The organism is Pseudomonas fluorescens Q2-87 (assembly GCF_000281895.1).
Lineage (GTDB): Bacteria > Pseudomonadota > Gammaproteobacteria > Pseudomonadales > Pseudomonadaceae > Aquipseudomonas > Aquipseudomonas fluorescens_S.
Genome location: NZ_CM001558.1, coordinates 4,512,959 through 4,533,928, shown reverse-complemented (window position 1 = coordinate 4,533,928; position 20,970 = coordinate 4,512,959). Strand labels below are relative to the sequence as shown.

Below are 20,970 nucleotides of genomic sequence, written 5' to 3'. Positions count from 1 at the left end.
GACGTCACGTTATGCTGCTCAGTTATCTACGCCTGGTGTTGTTCGCGGTGGGCCTGCTGGTCGGGGTGCAAGTACCGGGCTTCATCAACGACTATGCCAAACGGGTCGAAGCCCACCTGATCGAGGCGCAGACCGGCCTGCAAGGGTTCCAGGGCACCGCCAATCAGTTTTTCAAAGGCGACATGCAGGCCCTGGTGGCTCATTACCGTGCCAGCGAAGACCCGATCTTTCGCAGCGACGCCGACAGCCTGAACACCTTGCTGGTGCGTCAGCAGGCCCTGGACAAGCAATTCCAGGCGATGCAGGGGCCGTGGTACATCCGCCTGCTGCAAGTGGCGTTGGCCGCCGATCCGGACATTCGCAAGGAAACCTGGAATGGCTACAGCTACCAGATCCTGCTCACGCCCGAGGCGATGATCTGGGGCATCAGCGGCGCCATGCTGTTGTCGTTCGGCCTGGAATGCCTGTTCCGCCTGATCGATTGGGTGGTGCTGGGTGGCAAGCGCCTGCGCCAGAGCCGACCGATTGAAGAGCGGGATTTGCGCGGGCTCTGATTGCACCGCGGTCGAAGTGCTTTTGTGGCGAGGGGATTTATCCCCGCTGGGCTGCGAAGCAGGCCTCAATGCAGCACTAGAAATGATCCTGCCTGACACATGTGGTGGCCTTATCAGGGCCGCTTCGCAGCCCAACGGGAATAAATCCCCTCGCCACAACGGTGTGCAGCTGGGCCACAACGGTGTTCAGTCAGACTCACCGATGCAACCAATCAACTTTTTCTTATGACCCAACCAAGGTTTTATTCGTTGGACGCGATGGCGTGCCCGCTCAAGAATCGGGGCATCCGGTCTCTACGTTTGCGTCGTCGAGGCTTAGAACAATAAAACTGCGGAGAACCACCATGAGTGCACCCGACACGCTCGGCGTCCCCACCCCCCAGGCCCGTTCCGGGCCGTTTGACTGGTATCGCAACATCAACCAGCAGGAGCGTCGGACATTCTGGAGTTGCAAGGTTGGCTACGCCTTGGACGGCATGGACACGCAGATGCTCAGTTTCGTCGTGCCGACGCTGATCGCGATGTGGGGCATCACCACCGGGCAGGCGGGACTGATCCACACCAGCACGCTGATCGCCTCGGCCATCGGCGGCTGGGTGGCGGGCATCCTCTCGGACCGCATCGGTCGGGTGCGCACCCTGCAACTGACGGTGCTGTGGTTCGCGTTCTTCACCTTCCTGTGTGGCTTTGCCCAGAGCTACGAACAGTTGCTGATCGCCCGCACCCTGATGGGCTTCGGCTTCGGCGGCGAATGGACCGCCGGTGCGGTGCTGATGGGCGAAGTGATTCGCGCCAAGGACCGTGGCAAGGCGGTGGGCATGGTGCAGTCGGGTTGGGCGCTGGGCTGGGGCATGACGGCGATCCTGTATGCGTTGTTGTTCTCGGTGCTACCGCCGGAAGACGCCTGGCGCGCCTTGTTCATCCTCGGCATCGTCCCAGCGATATTCGTGATTTTCGTCCGTCGGCTGGTCAAGGATCCGGAAGTCTATAACCAGGCCAAGGCCCGGCAAACGCCAAGCAACCCGGCCAAGTTCTATGAAATTTTCGCTCCCGGCATTCTCTTCACCACCATCCGCGCCTCGCTGCTGACTACCGGTGCCCTGGGTGGTTATTACGCGATTACCTCGTGGTTGCCGACGTTCCTGAAAAATGAGCGCGGCTTGAGCGTATTGAGCACCGGCGGATACCTGGCAATGGTGATCGTCGGTTCCTACGTCGGTTACGTCATCAGTGCGTATCTGTCGGACATCCTCGGGCGTAAGAAAAATTTCGTCCTGTTCGCTGTCGGCTCGTTCACTATTGTGCTGCTGTACACCCAAGTGCCGGTGAGCAATAACGTGATGCTCTGGCTGGGCTTTCCCCTGGGGTTCTTCGCGTCTGGGATGTTCAGCGGCATGGGCTCGTTCCTTACCGAACTGTTCCCTACGCGGATCCGCGGGTCGGGGCAGGGCTTCTGCTACAACATTGGCCGGGCGGTGGCGGCACTGTTCCCGCTGTTGATCGGCCTGCTGAGCCAGAAAGTACCACTGAGCGTGGGCATCGGCGCCTTCGCCGCGGTGTCTTACGGCGTGGTGATCCTGGCGGCCCTGAGCCTGCCGGAAACCCAAGGCAAGCAGTTGGAAGCCGAATAACCGATAAGCGGCGAGGCTGTTGTCCCGCTGTTAAATAAAAAAGATCCTACAGGAGCGTTCACCGTGAACCGCCTGCTATTGAACTGCGACATCGGCGAAAGCTTCGGCAACTGGACCATGGGTCTGGACGCCGAGGTGATGCCCTTCATCGATTGCGCCAACATCGCCTGTGGCTTCCACGCCGGCGACCCAAGCATCATGCGCAAGACTGTCAGCCTGGCCCTGGGCCATGGCGTGCGGATCGGGGCGCACCCGGCCTATCAGGACCTGGCAGGTTTCGGCCGCCGTTCCATGGCCTATGGCGCCCAGGAACTGCAGGACCTGTTGCATTACCAGATCGGCGCGCTCGACGGCATCTGCCGGGCCCAGGGCGGACGGGTCAGCTACGTCAAGCCCCACGGGGCGATGTACAACGACATGATGGCCAACCCGGCGCAACTGCGCGCGGTGATCCAGGCGGTGGCCGCCTACGACTCGTCGCTGCCCTTGATGCTCATGGCGACCCGGGACAACGGCGCAGCCCAGGCCTTGGGCGATGAATACGGCTTGACCCTGTGGTTCGAAGCCTTCGCCGATCGTGCCTATGACAGTGCCGGTCATCTGGTGTCGCGACAAACGCCGGGTGCGGTACACCACGATCCGGCGGTCATCATCGAGCAAGCCCTGACCATCGCTCGCGGCGATGCGCTGACCGCCAATGACGGCAGCGCATTGCACCTGAGGGCCAACACCTTGTGCGTGCACGGTGACAACGCCAGTTCCGTGGCCGCGGTGCAACGTATTCGCGAAGCCCTGGACCGGCAGAGCGCGCCATGAAGCCACGCCTGGAAGTGGTGGCGGTGGACTGCCTGATGGTGCGCCTGTTCGATGAAATCGCCGAAGCCAATATGCCGTGGATGCTCGCGGCCAGCGAGCGCTTGCGAGCCGTATTCGCCGAACATCTGATCGACCTGGTGCCGTCCTATACCACGCTGATGGTGCATTACGATTTGCTCGCCTTGACGCCCTCGCAGGCTCGGGAGCTGGTTCACGAAGCATTGAATGGTCTTTCACCCGATGCCCGCATGGCCGGCCAATGCCATGTACTGCCGGTGTGGTACGACCCTTGTGTCGGGCCAGAATTGGGCCTGCTGTCGAGCCGCAGCGGGTTGACGGTGGAGCAAGTGATCCGCCGCCACAGCGAGCGTGAATACCAAGTGTTCGCCCTGGGTTTCGCGCCAGGGTTCGCCTTCATGGGGCTGGTCGACGAAGTGCTGGCCGCGCCGCGCCTCGGCACGCCGCGCAAGCGCGTGGCGGCAGGTAGCGTCGGGATTGCCGAGCGTCAGACCGCGGCGTATCCGGTCGTGTCGCCTGGTGGCTGGAACCTGATCGGTCGCACCCCGGCCAAACTGTTTGATCGCGAGCGTGACGGCTACAGCCTGATGCAACCTGGCGATACCGTGCGTTTCGCTGCCATAGACCATGCCGAATTCGTTGCGCTGGGCGGCGATGACACACCGCTGGAGGTCCAGGCATGAGCCGTTTATCGATCCAGGCCAGCACCCCGCTGTGCCTGTTGCAGGACGCCGGCCGTTTCGGTGTTAGACATCTGGGCGTGACCCAGGGCGGCGCCGCGGACTGGCTATCGATGGCCTGGGCCAACTGGATGCTCGGTAATCCCTTGGGCGCGGCGGCGGTGGAAATCACCCTTGGCGGCTTTACGGTGCTGGCCGAAGACGATTGCGTGCTGGCGCTGGCCGGGGCGGACCTGGGGGCACGAATCGATGGCCAGCCAGTCGCTTCGTGGCGTTTTTTCAGCCTGCGTAAAGGACAGTCCCTGGCGCTTACCCAGCCTGTGCTCGGCGCCCGGGCCTACCTGGCCGCTCCCGGCGGATTCGATGCGCCGGCGGTGCTGGGCAGCCGGGCGACGGTGGTGCGCGAGGAACTGGGTGGCCTGGACGGCCGGGGCAGGGCGCTGGAGCGCGGTGCGCACCTGAGCTACTCAGGCTCGGCAACGCCGCGGCCCATGCCGCACAGGTTGATTCCGGATTTCCAACAGACCGCGCCGCTGGACTTGATCCTGGGGGCGCAGAATGGCGAGTTCGCGGGACAGAGCTTGTTCGATGCGTTCAACAGCCTATGGACGCTGGACAGCCGCGCCGACCGCATGGGCATCCGATTGCTGGGCACGGCGCTGGAATACCAGGGCCCGTCGATGATTTCCGAAGGCATTCCCCTGGGCGCCGTGCAGGTGCCACCGGACGGCCAGCCGATCGTGTTGCTCAATGACCGGCAAACTATCGGTGGTTATCCACGCTTGGGCGCCCTGACACCGCTGGCCCTGGCCCGACTGGCGCAATGCCTGCCGGGGGCGCAGGTGCGGTTGCGGCCGGTGGTGCAGGAGGTTGCGCATCGGCAGCAGGTGGAGTGTTTGCAGGTGTTTTTGAAGCGCTGAAAAGCTTCGCGAGCAAGCTCGCTCCCACACTGGATCTCCGTCGTACATAAGATCCCTGTGGGAGCGGGCTTGCTCGCGAAGAGGTCCTGTCAGGCAACAAAGATCTACTTGGAAAGAAACCGCATCCCTTCCTCCAACCCCCGCAAGGTCAGCGGGAACATCCGGTCTTCCACCAACTCGCGCACGATGTTGGTCGAAGCGGTGTAGCCCCAAGTGTCCTTGGGGTACGGATTGATCCAGATGAGCTTCTTGTACTTCTCCATGAAACGCTGCATCCACACGTAACCGGCTTCTTCGTTCCAGTGTTCGACGCTGCCGCCGGCCTGGGTGATTTCATAAGGGGCCATGGCGGCGTCACCGATGAAAATCACTTTGTAGTCGGCGCCGTACTTGTGCAGCAGGTCCTGGGTCGAGGTGCGCTCGGAGGTGCGGCGCAGGTTGTTCTTCCACACCGACTCGTAGACGAAGTTGTGGAAGTAGAAATATTCCAGGTGCTTGAACTCGGTCTTGCAGGCTGAGAACAGTTCTTCGCAGATCTTCACGTGAGCGTCCATCGAGCCGCCGATATCGAACAGCAACAACAACTTCACGGTGTTGCGTCGCTCCGGGCGCATCTGGATGTTCAAGAGGCCTGCGTCCCGGGCGGTGTGGTCGATGGTGCCGTCGATGTCCAACTCTTCAGCCGCACCCTGGCGGGCGAACTTGCGCAGGCGACGCAGGGCGATCTTGATGTTGCGGGTGCCCAGCTCCACTTGGTCGTCGAGGTTCTTGTACTCGCGCTGATCCCAGACTTTCACGGCCTTGCCTTGACGCTTGCCCGCGTCGCCGACACGAATGCCCTCGGGGTTGAAACCGCCGGAGCCGAACGGGCTCGTGCCGCCAGTGCCGATCCACTTGTTGCCGCCAGCGTGGCGTTCCTTCTGTTCTTCGAGGCGTTTCTTGAATTCTTCGATGAGTTTGTCCAGACCGCCCAAGGACTGGATCTGCGCCCGTTCTTCGTCAGTCAGCGAACGCTCGAATTCCTTACGCAACCAGTCTTCGGGAATCAGCGCCTGGAGATGATCGTCGAGTTTTTCCAAGCCGTTGAAATACGCGGCGAAGGCCCGGTCGAACTTGTCGAAATGCCGTTCGTCTTTGACCAGGATCGCCCTGGACAGGTAATAAAACTCGTCCATGTCGGCGAAGATCACCCGCTGTTTCAGCGCATTGATCAGGTCCAGCAGTTCGCGCACCGACACGGGCACCTTGGCGGCGCGCATCTCATTGAACAGGTTAAGCAGCATGGCAATCGCCCTCGCTCTTGTTAACGAAGAGGATCAGCGCGTGCCGCGACGGCTCATGAACGCCAGGCGCTCGAGCAATTGCACATCCTGTTCGTTCTTTACCAGGGCACCGGCCAATGGCGGGATGGCTTTGGTCGGATCACGTTCGCGCAACACCGCTTCGCCGATGTTGTCGGCCATCAACAGCTTGAGCCAGTCCACCAGTTCGGAAGTGGAAGGTTTTTTCTTCAGGCCCGGTACCTTGCGCACGTCGAAGAACACGTCCAGCGCTTCGCTGACCAGGTCTTTCTTGATGTCCGGATAGTGCACGTCGACGATTTTCTGCAGGGTGACGCGGTCGGGGAAGGCGATGTAGTGGAAGAAGCAGCGGCGCAGGAATGCGTCCGGCAGTTCTTTTTCGTTGTTGGAGGTAATGATGATGATCGGTCGCTGCTTGGCCTTGATGGTTTCATCGGTCTCATAAACGTAGAACTCCATCTTGTCGAGTTCTTGCAGCAGGTCGTTGGGGAACTCGATGTCGGCCTTGTCGATCTCGTCGATCAGCAGAATCACCCGCTCCTCGGACTCGAAGGCTTCCCAGAGCTTGCCCTTCTTCAAGTAGTTGCGCACGTCATGGACCTTGTCCACGCCCAGCTGGGAATCGCGCAGGCGGCTGACCGCGTCGTACTCATACAAACCCTGGTGGGCCTTGGTGGTGGACTTGATATGCCAAGTGATCAGTCGCGCGCCGAAGGACTCGGCCAGTTGTTCGGCCAACATGGTCTTGCCAGTGCCCGGCTCTCCCTTGACCAGCAACGGCCGCTCCAGGGTGATAGCGGCATTCACGGCCAGTTTCAGATCATCGGTGGCCACGTAGGCGCTGGTGCCTTCGAACTTCATCTGCAGTTTCCTCGAGCGGGGTCGACGGCCTGGCGGGGCAGGGCGCACGAAATAAATGACATGCCCCGACTATAACGCGAGGTCCCGCCGACTGTGAACGTAGACGCCGTATTCAGTCTCTGAATGGAGCGTCACATGTTGACTCAGTCTCGGCTGCTTGCCAGTATTGCATATCGCCAATTTGGCGATATGTTTGACGCATGACAACTAAATATCGATTCAAAAATACGTACCGCATTCAACTGCGCGAAAGGGATCACCCACCGCCCCATGTCCACCTCACCGGCGGCGGATTGGACGTGATCCTGAGCCTGGAAACCGTCGAAGTGATGGTGGGTCGGGCGCCGCCGTTGATCATCAAAGAAGCACTGGACTGGGTCAGGGCCCATCAGGTGCAAAATTGTTGGAGGATTGGCAACGATGCTATCGATGAAACGACCGCGGCTCTCGGCCGTGCAGGTTTTATTGCCGTTCAGTCTCGAACTGACGTTCATCAACGGACAAGAATTGACGCTGGACCTGAGCGTCGATGTGCAACGTTACCCAGGCTTGCGCCCGTTGCTTGAAGAGGAGGCGTTTGGCGGTGCGACCTTGGGCGACGATGGCTGGAGCGTGGAATGGCCCGAACTGGATATCCAGATCGGTGCCGATACGTTGTACCTGGACTCGCTGGCGCAAAACGCCGTGGATGAAAATACCCGCATCTTCATCAGTTGGCGCGCCCGTACCGGCCTGCCGCTGAACAAAGCGGCCGAAGCCCTTGGGGTCAGTGCTCGTAGTATCAGTCGCTACAGCAGCGGGCGTGAGGCGGTACCGCGTTCGCTGGCCCTCGCGTGCCTGGGTTGGGACTCGCTGCAGCGTGGAACGGCAATAGCGGCGGCGGAGTCGGCCGGCAGCTCTACTGTCACACGCAAGTCCTAGTCGTTGGAGGGCGCTGGCTGCTCGTAGCGAGCGTTGAACGCCTGGACGAAACCGTTGCGCAGGATTTGCAAAAAGGCTTCGAAGGCGCTGATGTCCTGCTGATGAACGTTGCCGCTGAGCTCCACCCGGGTTGCGAACTGGTTCTTGCGCTGGTTCTTCAAGGCCGTTTCGCCCGCCCCTACCAAGGCTTCCCAGACCGAACGGAAGATGTTCTTGTTTTTGTTTTCCACATCCTGCTGCCAGTCGAATACATCCACGTCCCGCAACAATGGCTTGATATAGCCGCTGAGCTTGGCGTTATCGGCCTGGGCCTCGATTACCACGTCGCCGTGGCCGGCATTGAAATCGAATTTGCCGTAGGCCGCGGCGAAATCGTTCAGACGCTTGAGTTCGATGTTCCGGGCCCGCAGACGGAAGTCGAAATCCTCGAAATTGCTCAGCGGGTCGAAGGTGGCTTGCACTTCAAGCGGCGCGTGTTCGGCCACCAGGGCCTTGCCCTCGAAGCGGGCGTCGCGCTTGCCTTCGGTGTCGACGACGTTGGTCAGGTTGTAGAAGCTGGCGTCGACGTCCGTGGCTCGCAGATTGACCGGTGGCTTGGAGTTGAAGTTGCGGAAGGTGAGCTTGCCGTCCCTGATCCGCACTTCGTTGAACGTGATCGGCAGCAATTTGCTCAGTTGCTCGCGCCAGTTGGTGCCCTGGCCGGTCTGGGAGTCCTGTCGATTGGTCCCGCCGTCGACGAAATTTACTTCGGGGCGGGCGAACTCCGCTTCGGCCACCACCGCATGGTCGTACCACAGCGAGTGCCAACTGACCGACAGATCGACCAGCGGCGCATCGACGAACGGTACCGGGACCTTGCCGTCGACCTTGACGATTTTCAGGCCGTTGATCCGATAGGCCCCGCGCCAGAGGGCCAAGTCCACGTCGGTGACCTGTCCGCGGTAATCGCCCATGTCGGCCAGCTTGTCGTTGAGGTAGTCGCGCACCAGGTAAGGCAGCGTGAAGTGCAGGGCCACCAGCACCGCAACGATGGCGGCGAGCCCCCACAGGGGCCAGCTGTATCGACGCTTCATGGCAATCAGTCTCCAGCGTTATTAAAGCCATTGACTGTTGTAACAACTGGAACGTTCGGTGCAACTGGACGCCCTTTAGCAACAGGCTTACCTTTAAGCGCTTAAATTCCCGCTGCATTAAGGACCCCAGCCATGAGCCGCATATTCGCTGACAACGCCCATTCCATTGGCAACACGCCCTTGGTGCAGATCAACCGCATTGCCCCGCGCGGCGTGACCATCCTGGCCAAGATCGAAGGGCGTAACCCAGGTTATTCGGTCAAGTGCCGTATCGGCGCGAACATGATCTGGGACGCTGAAAGCTCGGGCAAGCTGCGGCCTGGCATGACTATCGTCGAGCCAACCTCCGGCAATACCGGCATTGGGCTTGCCTTCGTCGCCGCCGCCCGCGGCTACAAGCTGACGCTGACCATGCCGGCCTCCATGAGCATCGAACGACGCAAAGTGCTCAAGGCCCTGGGCGCCGAGTTGGTGCTGACGGAACCGGCCAAGGGAATGAAAGGGGCCATCGAAAAGGCTGCCGAGATCCTCGCCGGCGATCCATCCAAATACTTCATGCCGCAGCAGTTCGATAACCCGGCGAACCCGGCAATCCATGAAAAAACCACCGGGCCGGAAATCTGGAACGATACTGATGGTGCGGTGGATGTCCTGGTCGCGGGCGTGGGCACCGGCGGAACCATTACCGGCGTGTCGCGGTATATCAAGAACACCTGTGGCAAACCGATTCTCTCGGTAGCCGTCGAACCCGAGTCTTCACCGGTCATTACCCAGGCGATGGCGGGGCAGGAGATCAAGCCCAGCCCTCACAAGATCCAGGGGATTGGCGCCGGGTTCGTGCCAAAGAACCTCGACCTGTCGATTGTCGACCAGGTCGAGCGAGTCACCGACGAGGAGTCCAAGGCCATGGCCCTGCGCCTGATGCAGGAAGAAGGCATTCTCTGCGGGATCTCCTGTGGCGCGGCGATGGCCGTGGCGGTGCGCCTGGCGGAAAAACCGGAAATGCAAGGCAAGACCATCGTCGTGATCCTGCCGGACTCGGGCGAGCGGTATCTGTCGAGCATGTTGTTCAGCGATCTGTTTACCGAGCAGGAGATTCAACAGTAACGGCAACGGATACGGTGGGCGCTCTTGTGGCGAGGGAGCTTGCTCCCGCTGGGGTGCGAAGCACCCCTAAACAGGCGATCCGCATCAAGTCGCAGGCGCCTGCTTCGCAGTCGAGCGGGAGCAAGCTCCCTCGCCACAGAAGCCCTTGCTCCTTGATGTGGTGGGCGGGATCGGGAAAGACGTTTGACCGACGTCAGCCAACGTTCAGGTCAAGCATGTTAAGAAGGGCATTGTTGCGTGATTTTCAACAGTGAATGTTGCGTCGGGCGGTTTCTTGGCCAGGCTGCGATCTATAACATGGCCGGCTGCTGCGTCGGGCTGATGGCGTTGCGTCAGTTGTTTTTGGACAAGGAGTTGTAAAATGACCGTTTCGTTTGTCGCCAAGGCCTCGGTGTTGCTGCTGTTTTTGGGCAGCACGCTTTATGTGCATCTGCGCGGTAAGGCGCGTTTGCCGGTCTTGCGCCAGTTCGTCAACCACTCGGCATTGTTCGCGCCCTATAACGCCTTGATGTACCTGTTTTCCGGCGTGCCCTCGAAGCCTTACCTGGACCGCAGCAAATTTCCCGAGCTGGACGTGCTCAAGGACAACTGGCAAGTCATCCGCGACGAGGCCATGCACCTGTTTGACGAGGGATACATCCGCGCGGCGGAAAAGAACAACGATGCCGGTTTTGGTTCGTTCTTCAAGAAAGGTTGGAAGCGCTTCTACCTCAAGTGGTACGACAAAGCGCTGCCGTCGGCTGAATTGCTGTGCCCCCGCACCGTCGAGCTGGTCAACCGGATCCCCAATGTCCGGGGGGCAATGTTTGCCTTGCTGCCGGGCGACAGCCACTTGAATCCCCACCGTGATCCGTTCGCCGGCTCCTTGCGCTATCACCTGGGGCTGTCCACGCCCAATTCCGATGACTGCCGGATTTTCGTCGATGGGCAGATCTATGCCTGGCGCGACGGCGAAGACGTCATGTTCGATGAGACCTATGTGCACTGGGTCAAGAATGAAACGCCGCAAACCCGCGTAATCCTGTTCTGTGACGTTGAGCGCCCGCTGAAAAGCCGGTTGATGACCCGTCTCAACCGTGCCATCAGCGCCTTTCTCGGCCGCGCTACCGCGCCGCAGAACCTCGATGACGAACGTGTCGGCGGGATTAACCGCGCTTATGCTTGGAGCAAGTCGTTCAGCGACGGCATCAGCGGTAGGGTCAAGCAATTCAAACGCAAGCACCCCAAGGCCTACCGGGTGATGCGGCCGATATTGGCGGTCGCGGTGCTGACGGCCCTTGGCTACTGGTTATTCGTTTAAACATTGCGTAACACTTCGAGCGCTGGTTATAGTCAGCGCTCTTGGGTTTTCGAACCCACCCTCCAAGAGATCGGCTCATGCCTGCATCCCCTGTCATCGCGGTTGTCGTTCCAGCGTTCAGCGCTGGCGTCGTGCCGTGCGGGAATCAGCAGCCTGCGCAGATCGGTCAATACCCCCCACCTGCCAGTAACCCACCGGTGTACGCCGTCGTATCACCGCCGGGTGTTGGCGCCAAGGGCTGATCGGCAACTGCTGTCATCCCCTGTGCTCGCCTGGAACAACTACTGGACTTCAGCCTCGGCTGAGTTGGCTTTTGCCTGACTACAGGTGGTATCTCATGTTTTCCGTTTCCAAAAACGCCTTATTGGCGGCGGCTTCCACGAGCCTGTTCGTTTTGCTATGGAGCAGCGGGGCGATTTTTTCCAAACTGGGCCTGGCCCATGCTTCCGCTTTCGCTTTCCTGTTGATCCGTTTTGCCATTGCGTTGAGCGCGCTGGTGCTGTTGATTCCACTGCTCAAGTTCAAGCTGCCCAAGCCCGGCAAACCGATGCTGTACGCGGCGGCCACCGGGTTGGTGCTGCTGGGCGCCTATCAGATTTTTTATCTGCTGGCCCTGCAAATGAACGTCACCCCTGGGGTGATGGCGACCCTGATGGGTGTTCAGCCGATCCTGACGGTGGTGCTCATGGAGCGTCAGCGTTCCTGGCAGCGGATGTTCGGCCTGATGCTCGGGTTGGTGGGGCTGGTCATGGTGGTGTACCAGGGCATCGGCCTGGCTGGCATGTCCCTGGCGGGAATGCTTTACGGGTTGCTCGCGCTGGTGAGCATGACGGCAGGTTCCATCATGCAGAAGCGCATCACCGACAATCCCCTGGGCACACTGCCGGTGCAATACCTGGCCGGGCTCGTACTGTGCGCGGTGTTCGTGCCGTTCCAGCCGTTTCACGTCGAGTACAGCACGGGCTTCATCGTGCCGGTGTTGTGGATGGGGCTGGTGGTGTCGGTGCTGGCAACGTTGCTGCTGTACCGTCTGATCGCCCGGGGCAACCTGGTGAATGTCACCAGTCTGTTCTACCTGGTGCCGGCGGTGACGGCGATCATGGACTACCTGGTGTTCGGCAACCGGTTGGCGTTGTTGAGCTGGCTGGGGATGGGGCTGATCATCGTCGGGTTGGTGTTTGTGTTTCGTAAAAGCCGCTGACCGTTAGATTTTTTGCTGACTGTTAAATCGCTTTCGCGGGCAAGCCCGCTCCCACAGGTCTTGTGCAGGCCTTGTGGGAGCGGGCTTGCTCGCGAAGGCATTTTTCGCCACACCGACACCCTACCGGGCCGGCGCCGCATCCGGTTTCACCGCCCCAGGCTTGAGCACCAACCACAACGCCGCCGCAATCAACACCCCGCCATACAAATGCGCCATGCCCAACGGCTCATCCAACAACAATGCCCCCCACAACACGCCGAACGGCGGAATCAGGAACGTCACGGTCATGGATTTCACCGGGCCGATGGAACTGAGCAAGCGGAAATAAAGGATGTACGCCAGCGCCGTGCACACCAGGCCCAACCCCAGCAGCGATAGCCAGACGCTCCAGCCGCCCCAACTGGCCGGCGGGTGGCTGATGACGCTGTAGCCAAACATTGGAAGCAAAAACACCGTGGCGCCGAACATGCTGCCCAGCGCCGAGAGGCGGCTGTCCAACCCGCCTTGATGATCGAGCCAGCGGCGGGTGAGGAACCCGGCGAAGCCATAACACGTGGTCGCCAGCAGACAGGCGAGGGCGCCCATCAGCAATTGCAGGTCGAACGCCACCGGGCCGGCACGGGTGAGGATGCCGACGCCGAGCAAACCAAGGAACACGCCGCTGACTTTGGCAGTGGTGAGTTTTTCGCTGAAGAACAAGCCGCCGATCAACACGCCCATCAGCGGCGTGGTGGCGTTGAATATCGCCGAATAACCGGCCGGCAGAACCTGGGCGGCCAGCGAGTAGAACGTCGCCGGAATGCCTGAATTGATCAGGCCCAGCACCATCACCACTTTCAGCTTGCCGCGAAAATTCCAGTCGACGCGCATCAGGGCCAGGATCACCAGCAGCCCGACGAAGGCGATGGACACGCGGAAAAATGCAGTGGGGATCGTGCCAATGACGGGGGCGATGATGCGCATGAACAGGAAGCTCGCCCCCCAGATGGCGGCCAGTGACAGCAAACGCAGGATATCGACGGGGTTCACGAGTCATTCCTTCCTTGTTTGGGGCGGCAAGTGTCGCCGCCCGAAAGACCGATGGCAATGGTTGCGTTGCCGCGCGATTGGCCTCTAAGCTCAGTCGCCAATAACAAGCATGACCCGCCGAGGTTCACCCTATGCCGCAGCCATGGCCCGCCACCGATATCGCCCGTTCGATCCTCGAAGGCTTCGATGATTATCGTGAGCATTTCCGGCAGATCACCGACGGCGCCCGCGCCCGGTTCGAACAGGCCCAGTGGCTGGAGGCGCAAACGGCCTCGGCGGCGCGCATCAACTTGTATGAAGAAAAAGTCTTCGAGACCGTGGCGCGACTGCGCAAGGCATTCGAGCCCGACGCGCTGATGGACGTGGGCTGCTGGCCGCTGGTCAAGAGCGCCTACATCAGCTTGATTGACTTGCGTTTTGACGATGAACTGTCGGAGACCTGGTACAACTCGATCTTCTGCGGGCTGTTCAGCCACGACCTGATCAGCGACGGCACCATGTTTATCCACACCACCCGGCCCAGCTTGCGCCGGGCCCGTGCCGCCCAGACCCGCACCTACAAACCCCAGGGGCAACTGGACCGGATGTTGACGGAAATTTTTGCCGACTACCGTTTCAGCCAGGATTACGCCGATTTGCCGGGCGACCTGCAACGCCTTGAAGCCCAACTGCGAGAGAACCTGCCGGACTGGGTCTGCAAGGACCCGGAGCTGACCGTGGAGCTGTTTTCTTCGGTGCTCTATCGCAACAAGGGCGCATACCTTGTGGGCCGGATTTTCACCCGGGATGACCAGTGGCCGCTGGTGATTCCATTGCTGCACCGTGAAGGCCGGGGCATCCAGATCGATGCGCTGATCACCGACGAGGCGCAGGTGTCGATCATTTTCTCGTTCACCCGCTCGTATTTCATGGTGGACGTGCCGGTGCCGGCCGAATTCATCGGTTTTCTCAAGCGCATCCTGCCGGGCAAGCACATCGCCGAGCTGTACACCTCCATCGGGTTCTACAAGCATGGCAAGTCCGAGTTCTACCGGGCCTTGATCAATCACCTGGCGAGCACCGACGACCAGTTCATCATGGCGCCGGGCGTGCGCGGCATGGTCATGAGTGTATTCACGCTGCCGGGTTTCAACACGGTCTTCAAGATCATCAAGGACCGCTTCTCGCCATCGAAAAACGTCGACCGGGCCACGGTGATCGAGAAGTATCGCCTGGTGAAAAGTGTCGACCGGGTCGGGCGCATGGCCGATACCCAAGAGTTTGCCGATTTCCGCTTTCCCTTGAGTAAATTCGAGCCGGCGTGCCTGGAAGAACTGCTGGACGTGGCGCCCTCGACGGTGTCGGTGGAAGGCGACACGGTGCTGATTCGCCACTGCTGGACCGAACGGCGCATGACGCCGCTCAATCTTTACCTGGAAAACGCCAACGAGGCCCAGGTGCGCGAGGCGCTGGAAGACTATGGCCTGGCCATCAAGCAACTGGCGGCAGCGAACATTTTTCCTGGCGACATGCTGCTCAAGAACTTCGGCGTGACCCGCCACGGCCGCGTGGTGTTCTACGACTACGATGAAATCTGCTTCCTGACCGAGGCCAACTTCCGGCACATCCCCCAACCTCGCACGCCGGAAGACGAAATGGCCTCCGAGCCCTGGTATTCCATCGGGCCACTGGACGTATTCCCCGAGGAATTCCCTCCGTTCCTGTTCGCCGACGCGGGGCAGCGCAAGTTGTTCGACCAGTTGCATGGCGAGCTGTACAACGCCGATTACTGGAAAAGCCTGCAAGAGGCGATTCGGGCGGGGAAAGTGATCGACGTGTTCCCGTATCGGCGAAAAGACCTGGACAACGAATAACCCGGCAGACAAACGAAGCCTCATGTGGCGAGGGAGCTTGCTCCCGCTGGGTCGCGTAGCGGCCCCAAGTTTTTGCGGCTGCTGCGCAACCGAGCGGGAGCAAGCTCCCTCGCCACAAAAGCCTGCTTGACCATTAAACGGGTTGCATTCGTCGTCTTGCGCACAAATCTGCGACAATCCGCCCCCTGCACAAACCGACGACCCCTGCGTACCTGATGACTGACCAAGCCCCCGCTATCGACAAGCTGCTGAAAAACCTCGACCACGCCATGCTCGCCGACCGTCACCGGTTGCGGCGTCAGTTGCTCGAGCTGCGCAAGAAGCCCGATGAGGCCAAGCTGGCCCAATGGGTGGTGCGCATGCAAGCATCGTGCGACCAGGTATTGGCGCGCAAGGCCAGCCTGCCGGTGATCCGCTATGACGACAATTTGCCGATCGCCGCCAAGCGCGACGAAATCAAGGACGCCTTGCTCAAGCATCAGGTCCTGATCATTGCCGGCGAAACCGGTTCGGGTAAAACCACCCAGTTGCCCAAGATCTGCCTGGAAATCGGTCGTGGCCAGCATGGCCTGATCGGCCACACCCAGCCGCGCCGGATCGCCGCCCGTAGCGTGGCGAGCCGTGTGGCCGAGGAGCTGGCGACGCCGTTGGGGGCGCTGGTGGGTTATCAGGTGCGGTTCGAGGACCAGAGCGACGCCAACACCCTGATCAAACTGATGACCGACGGCATCCTGCTGGCCGAGACCCAGAACGACCGCTACCTCGAGCGCTACGACACGATCATCGTCGACGAAGCCCACGAACGCAGCCTGAACATCGACTTCCTGCTGGGTTATCTCAAGACTCTGCTGCCGCGCCGTCCTGACCTTAAAGTCATCATCACTTCGGCGACCATCGACCTGGAGCGCTTCTCCAAACACTTCGATGACGCGCCCATCGTCGAAGTCTCGGGGCGCACCTTCCCGGTGGAAACCTGGTATCGCCCGCTGACCCTGGAGCAGGACGAGGAGGGCAACCGCGTCGAGGACGACCTGACCGTCGACCAGGCGATCCTCGCCACCCTCGACGAAATCGCCGCCTACGAGCGCAGCGAGCGCCGCAGCCCTGGCGATGTGTTGGTGTTCCTGCCGGGCGAGCGCGAGATTCGCGATGCGGCGGAGATGCTGCGCAAGGCCCAGCTCAAGCACACCGAGATCCTGCCGCTGTATGCGCGCCTGTCGCCGGCCGAACAACAACGGATCTTCCAGTCTCACCCGGGCCGCCGTGTAGTGCTGGCGACCAACGTCGCCGAAACCTCGCTCACCGTGCCGGGCATCCGCTACGTGATCGACAGCGGCACCGCGCGTATCAGCCGCTACAGCTATCGCGCCAAAGTCCAGCGCCTGCCCATCGAAGCGATTTCCCAAGCCAGCGCCAACCAGCGCAAGGGCCGTTGCGGGCGCGTCGAGCCGGGGATTTGCGTGCGGCTGTACAGCGAGGAAGATTTTCTCGGTCGGCCCGAATTCACCGACCCGGAGATTCTGCGCACCAACCTGGCGGCGGTGATTTTGCAGATGCTGCACCTGCGCCTCGGCGAGATCACCGACTTCCCGTTCATCGAGCCGCCGGACGGCAAGGCCATCAGCGATGGTTTCAACCTGCTGCAAGAGCTGTCGGCGGTGGATCGCAACAGTCAACTGACCCCGCTGGGCCGCCAGTTGGCGCGCTTGCCGGTGGACCCGCGCATGGGCCGCATGCTGCTGGAAGCGGCGAAGCTGGGCAGTTTGCAGGAAGTCTTGATCGTGGCCAGCGCCATGTCGATCCAGGATCCGCGCGAGCGTCCGCCCGAGCGCCAACAGGCTGCCGACCAGGCCCACGCCCAATGGAAAGACCCGGACTCGGATTTCGCCGGGCTGGTCAATTTGTGGCGCGGTTTCGAGGAGCAGCGCCAGGCATTGACCGCCAGCCCGCTGCGCAACTGGTGTCGCAAGAACTTCCTCAACTACCTGCGTCTGCGCGAATGGCGCGATTCCCATCGGCAATTGAGCCTCATCTGTCGGGACATGCAACTGAGCCTCAACAAGGAGCCGGCGGATTTTCCGAAACTGCATAAAGCGGTGCTCTCGGGTCTGCTGAGCCAGATCGGCCAGAAAACCGAAGACGGCGACTACCTCGGTGCCCGCCAGCGGCGCTTCTGGGTTCATCCCTCGTCGGGCCTGGGCAAGAAGCGCCCACAGTGGCTGATGACCGCCGAGCTGGTGGAAACCACCAAGCTGTACGCGCGTATGGTGGCCAAGATCGAACCAGACTGGATCGAGCCGCTGGCCGGGCACCTGATCAAGAAAAACCACTTCGAACCCCATTGGGAGAAGAAACGTGGACAAGTGGTGGCCTATGAGCAGATCACCCTGTTCGGGCTGATCGTGGTCGGTCGCCGACCGGTGCACTACGGGCCGGTCGACCCGGTGGTGTCCCGTGAGTTGTTCATCCGCGAGGCGCTGGTGCGTGGCGAGATCCAGTCCAAGGCCAAATGCCTGAGCGCCAATACCCGCTTGCTGGAACAGCTCGACGAGCTGGAAGCCAAGGCCCGTCGCCGTGACATCCTGGCGGACGAGGAAACCCTGTTCGCCTTCTACGACGCACGGTTGCCGGCCGAGATCCACCAGACCGCGACCTTCGACAGTTGGTACCGGATCAACAGCCAGAAAGATCCACAGTTGTTGATCATGCGCGAAGAAGACGTGCTGGCCCGCGAGGCCAGTGAAGTCACCGCCACGCATTACCCCGACACGTTGCGCGTCGGTGACCTGACCTTGCCGCTGAGCTATCACTTCGAGCCCAACCATCCGCGCGACGGCGTGACCTTGCGCGTGCCGGCGCCGTTGCTGCCGATGTTGCCGCCGGAGCGCCTGGAATGGCTGGTGCCGGGGATGATCGAGGCCAAGTGCATCGCCCTGGTGCGCAACCTGCCCAAGGCCTTGCGCAAGAACTTCGTGCCGGTGCCCGACTTTGTCAAGGCGGCGCTGCAACGCATCACCTTCGCCGAAGGTTCGTTGCCACAAGCCCTGGGCCGTGAGCTGTTGCGCATGACCGGCGCAAGGGTCAGCGACGAAGCCTGGGCGGAAGCCGCGCAGCAGGTGGAAAGCCATCTGCGCATGAACCTGGAAATCGTCGACGCCCAAGGCAAATTCCTGGGCGAAGGCCGTGACCTGGCCGAACTGACGGCGCGTTTTGCCGAAGCCAGCCAGGCGGCCCTGGCCGTGCCGCAAACGGCCAAGAGCCAGGCGCCGGTGGAGGCAAAAGTCTTCGCGCCGGTGGCCGAGAAGACCCAGCAGAAGATCGCCGGGTTGTCGATGACGGTCTATCCGGCGCTAGTGGAAGAGGGTGGCGTGGTCAAGGAAGGCCGTTTTCCCACACCGGCCGAAGCCGAATTCCAACATCGCCGCGCGTTGCAGCGCTTGCTGATGCAGCAATTGGCCGAGTCGGCCAAATTCCTGCGCGGCAAGCTGCCGGGGCTGACGGAACTGGGCCTGCTGTACCGCGACTTGGGCCGCATCGACGGCCTGGTGGAAGACATCCTGCTTACCAGCCTCGACAGCTGCGTGCTCGAAGGCGAAGCGAGCCTGCCCCGCGACGGCGCCGCGCTCGCTGCCCTGGCCGAGCGCAAGCGTGGCGGCTGGACCGAGCATGCTGAACGCCTGGCGAAGCTGACCCTGGACATCCTCAAGCTCTGGCACGGCCTGCAAAAGCGCTTCAAGGGCAAGATCGACCTGGCCCAGGCCGTGGCACTGAACGACATCAAGCAACAGCTTAGCCATCTGGTGTACCCGGGCTTCGTGCGCGAAACCCCGCATCAGTGGCTCAAGGAAATGCCGCGCTACCTCAAGGCCATCGAGCAACGCTTCGAGAAGCTGGGCAGCCAGGTGCAAAAGGACCGGGTCTGGAGCGGCGAACTGTCGAACCTCTGGGCCCAATACCAGGCCCGCGCCAGCAAACACGCCCAGGAAGGCAAGCGCGACCCGCAGTTGGAGCTGTACCGCTGGTGGCTGGAGGAATACCGGGTATCGCTGTTCGCCCAGCAACTGGGGACCAAGGTGCCGATTTCCGACAAGCGCCTGGGCAAGCAGTGGGGGTTGGTGGAGGGTTGAAACCCAATCAGCTGAACACCACCGGACCCCTGTGGGAGCGAGCTTGCTCGCGAATGCAATTGCACATTCAACATTGATGCAAGCTGACCCACCGCTTTCGCGAGTAAGCCCGCTCCCACAGGGGTTATGGCGTTAAGTAAGGGAGAATGAGCCAATCCCCCCGGGTTTATGGCAAACTTCGCGCCTATAAATGCCGGTCCCGTGGTTTTGAGCTTCAATGCCACGGGCGGATCGGAATAAAGCGATGCCAGGGCTGCTTCCCGGGATGGGAAAAGTCCCTTTGCGTATTGGTACGTCGGTGCCAATACTTTCTGCCTGAACAGATCAGAGACACGACCATGCATAACGTCGTCATCAGCGGCACCGGCCTGTACACCCCGGCCAACAGCATTTCCAACGAAGAGCTGGTGCAATCTTTCAATACCTATGTCGCCCAATTCAACGCCGACAACGCCGACGCCATCGAGCGCGGTGAAGTCGAGGCATTGACCGAATCCAATGCGGCGTTCATCGAAAAGGCTTCTGGCATCAAGAGCCGCTTTGTCATGGACAAGGACGGCATCCTCGACCCGCAACGCATGACGCCGCGCCTGCCTGAACGCTCCAACGACGAATGGTCGGTGCTCTGCGAAATGGCTGTCGGTGCCGCTAAACAGGCTTTGGAACGCGCCGGCCGCACCGCTGCCGACATCGACGGGGTGATCGTCGCCTGTTCCAATCTGCAGCGTCCGTACCCGGCCATCGCCATCGAAGTTCAGGAGGCCCTGGGCATCGAAGGTTTCGGTTTTGACATGAACGTGGCCTGCTCCTCGGCAACCTTCGGCATCCAGGCGGCGGCCAACAGTGTGCAACTGGGCCAGGCCCGGGCGATCCTGATGGTCAACCCGGAAGTGTGCACCGGCCACCTGAACTTCCGTGACCGCGACAGCCATTTCATCTTCGGCGATGCGGCCACCGCCGTAATCATCGAACGGGCGGACCAGGCGACCTCGCCGTACCAGTTCGACGTGGTCAGCACCAAACTGCTCACCAAGTTCTCCAACAACATCCGCAACAATTTCGGTTTCCTCAACCGCGCCGCCGAAGAAGGCATCGCTAGCCGCGACAAGCTGTTCGTCCAGGAAGGCCGCAAAGTGTTCCGCGACGTCTGCCCGATGGTGGCCGAATTGATCGGTGCCCACTTGGAAGAAAACCAACTGAGCGTCGGCGAAGTGAAGCGCTTCTGGCTGCACCAGGCCAACCTGAGCATGAACCACCTGATCGTGCGCAAGCTGCTCGGCCGCGAAGCCACTGAAGAGGAAGCACCGGTGATTCTCGACCGTTATGCCAACACCAGTTCGGCTGGTTCGGTGATTGCGTTTCACAAATACCAGGACGACCTGCCCAGCGGCGCTGTGGCGGTGCTCAGCTCGTTCGGCGCTGGTTATTCGATTGGTAGCGTGATCCTGCGCAAGCGTTGATCGATCGCTTTTGTGGCGAGGGAGCTTGCTCCCGCTGGGCTGCGAAGCGGCCCCAAGATTTTGCGGCTGCTACGCAACCGAGCGGGAGCAAGCTCCCTCGCCACATAACATCGCCAGG

The 20,970-nt window shown here is 61.1% G+C and carries 18 protein-coding genes and 1 pseudogene; 15 read left to right on the top strand and 4 right to left on the bottom strand.

All coding sequences use genetic code 11. From position 1 onward, the window contains the following. The first annotated feature begins 11 nt into the window (after window positions 1–11). From PFLQ2_RS08010 to PFLQ2_RS08030, 5 genes are all read left to right on the top strand, one after another. Window positions 12–554 carry a DUF2937 family protein gene (locus PFLQ2_RS08010; protein ID WP_003184238.1) on the top strand — a complete coding sequence of 181 codons (543 nt, stop codon included), beginning with the start codon at window positions 12–14 and terminating at the stop codon, window positions 552–554. 344 nt (window positions 555–898) lie between these two features. Beyond that, entirely contained in the window at window positions 899–2,185 is a 1,287-nt protein-coding gene (locus PFLQ2_RS08015; RefSeq protein WP_003184235.1) for an MFS transporter, read from the top strand. 63 nt (window positions 2,186–2,248) lie between these two features. Beyond that, window positions 2,249–3,001, top strand: coding sequence for a 5-oxoprolinase subunit PxpA (locus PFLQ2_RS08020; RefSeq protein ID WP_003184233.1), 753 nt, complete (start codon window positions 2,249–2,251; stop codon window positions 2,999–3,001). Beyond that, complete coding sequence (gene pxpB, locus PFLQ2_RS08025) at window positions 2,998–3,702, top strand: 5-oxoprolinase subunit PxpB (RefSeq protein WP_003184232.1); 705 nt, start codon at window positions 2,998–3,000, stop codon at window positions 3,700–3,702. Before PFLQ2_RS08020 ends, pxpB begins: the two co-directional genes overlap by 4 nt. Further along, window positions 3,699–4,619: a biotin-dependent carboxyltransferase family protein gene (locus PFLQ2_RS08030; RefSeq protein ID WP_003184230.1), complete on the top strand. Its 921-nt coding sequence runs from the start codon at window positions 3,699–3,701 to the stop codon at window positions 4,617–4,619. Before pxpB ends, PFLQ2_RS08030 begins: the two co-directional genes overlap by 4 nt. 104 nt (window positions 4,620–4,723) lie before the next feature. Here PFLQ2_RS08030 and PFLQ2_RS08035 read toward each other — a convergent pair whose 3' ends face one another. Continuing rightward, window positions 4,724–5,902 carry a vWA domain-containing protein gene (locus PFLQ2_RS08035; RefSeq protein WP_003184227.1) on the bottom strand — a complete coding sequence of 393 codons (1,179 nt, stop codon included), beginning with the start codon at window positions 5,900–5,902 and terminating at the stop codon, window positions 4,724–4,726. A 33-nt stretch (window positions 5,903–5,935) separates the two neighbouring features. Then, the gene (locus PFLQ2_RS08040; RefSeq protein WP_003184225.1) at window positions 5,936–6,781 is read right to left on the bottom strand and encodes an AAA family ATPase; all 846 of its coding nucleotides are present in this window, start codon (window positions 6,779–6,781) and stop codon (window positions 5,936–5,938) included. A gap of 200 nt (window positions 6,782–6,981) precedes the next feature. Between PFLQ2_RS08040 and PFLQ2_RS28985 the strand changes: the two are divergent. Then, a pseudogene (locus PFLQ2_RS28985) lies at window positions 6,982–7,214 on the top strand (DUF4160 domain-containing protein). Then, window positions 7,202–7,702 carry a DUF2442 domain-containing protein gene (locus PFLQ2_RS08045; protein WP_003184222.1) on the top strand — a complete coding sequence of 167 codons (501 nt, stop codon included), beginning with the start codon at window positions 7,202–7,204 and terminating at the stop codon, window positions 7,700–7,702. Before PFLQ2_RS28985 ends, PFLQ2_RS08045 begins: the two are co-directional and overlap by 13 nt. On the opposite strand, the gene PFLQ2_RS08050 is transcribed toward PFLQ2_RS08045, so the two are convergent. Further along, complete coding sequence (locus PFLQ2_RS08050) at window positions 7,699–8,775, bottom strand: DUF748 domain-containing protein (protein WP_003184220.1); 1,077 nt, start codon at window positions 8,773–8,775, stop codon at window positions 7,699–7,701. The two genes, PFLQ2_RS08045 and PFLQ2_RS08050, sit on opposite strands and share 4 nt — an antisense overlap. A gap of 132 nt (window positions 8,776–8,907) precedes the next feature. Between PFLQ2_RS08050 and cysK the strand changes: the two genes are divergently transcribed. The 5 genes from cysK to PFLQ2_RS08065 all read left to right on the top strand — a co-directional run bounded on the left by cysK (window position 8,908) and on the right by PFLQ2_RS08065 (window position 12,383). After that, the gene (gene cysK / locus PFLQ2_RS08055; protein ID WP_003184219.1) at window positions 8,908–9,882 is read left to right on the top strand and encodes a cysteine synthase A; all 975 of its coding nucleotides are present in this window, start codon (window positions 8,908–8,910) and stop codon (window positions 9,880–9,882) included. A 237-nt stretch (window positions 9,883–10,119) separates the two neighbouring features. Then, on the top strand, window positions 10,120–10,242 hold the full coding sequence (locus tag PFLQ2_RS30855) for a hypothetical protein (RefSeq protein ID WP_256217232.1): 123 nt from the start codon (window positions 10,120–10,122) through the stop codon (window positions 10,240–10,242). Window position 10,243: 1 nt separating this feature from the next. Continuing rightward, window positions 10,244–11,182: an aspartyl/asparaginyl beta-hydroxylase domain-containing protein gene (locus PFLQ2_RS08060; RefSeq protein ID WP_003184217.1), complete on the top strand. Its 939-nt coding sequence runs from the start codon at window positions 10,244–10,246 to the stop codon at window positions 11,180–11,182. 77 nt (window positions 11,183–11,259) lie between these two features. After that, window positions 11,260–11,424 (top strand): hypothetical protein, encoded by a 165-nt coding sequence (locus PFLQ2_RS30485; RefSeq protein ID WP_172680621.1) that lies wholly within the window; start codon window positions 11,260–11,262, stop codon window positions 11,422–11,424. Between the two features lie 95 nt (window positions 11,425–11,519). Next, entirely contained in the window at window positions 11,520–12,383 is an 864-nt protein-coding gene (locus PFLQ2_RS08065) for a DMT family transporter (RefSeq protein ID WP_003184215.1), read from the top strand. Window positions 12,384–12,503: 120 nt separating this feature from the next. Here PFLQ2_RS08065 and PFLQ2_RS08070 read toward each other — a convergent pair whose 3' ends face one another. Next, window positions 12,504–13,412, bottom strand: a complete 909-nt coding sequence (locus tag PFLQ2_RS08070; protein WP_003184212.1) for a DMT family transporter — start codon at window positions 13,410–13,412, stop codon at window positions 12,504–12,506. A 131-nt stretch (window positions 13,413–13,543) separates the two neighbouring features. Here PFLQ2_RS08070 and aceK point away from each other — a divergent pair, with 131 nt between their 5' ends. The 3 genes from aceK (at window position 13,544) to PFLQ2_RS08085 (ending at window position 20,852) form a co-directional block, all read left to right on the top strand. Beyond that, window positions 13,544–15,265 carry a bifunctional isocitrate dehydrogenase kinase/phosphatase gene (gene aceK, locus PFLQ2_RS08075; protein WP_003184211.1) on the top strand — a complete coding sequence of 574 codons (1,722 nt, stop codon included), beginning with the start codon at window positions 13,544–13,546 and terminating at the stop codon, window positions 15,263–15,265. Window positions 15,266–15,480: 215 nt separating this feature from the next. Beyond that, the gene (hrpA, locus tag PFLQ2_RS08080; protein ID WP_003184209.1) at window positions 15,481–19,392 is read left to right on the top strand and encodes an ATP-dependent RNA helicase HrpA; all 3,912 of its coding nucleotides are present in this window, start codon (window positions 15,481–15,483) and stop codon (window positions 19,390–19,392) included. Between the two features lie 338 nt (window positions 19,393–19,730). Next, window positions 19,731–20,852, top strand: coding sequence for a beta-ketoacyl-ACP synthase III (locus tag PFLQ2_RS08085; RefSeq protein WP_003184207.1), 1,122 nt, complete (start codon window positions 19,731–19,733; stop codon window positions 20,850–20,852). The last annotated feature ends 118 nt before the right edge of the window (window positions 20,853–20,970 follow it).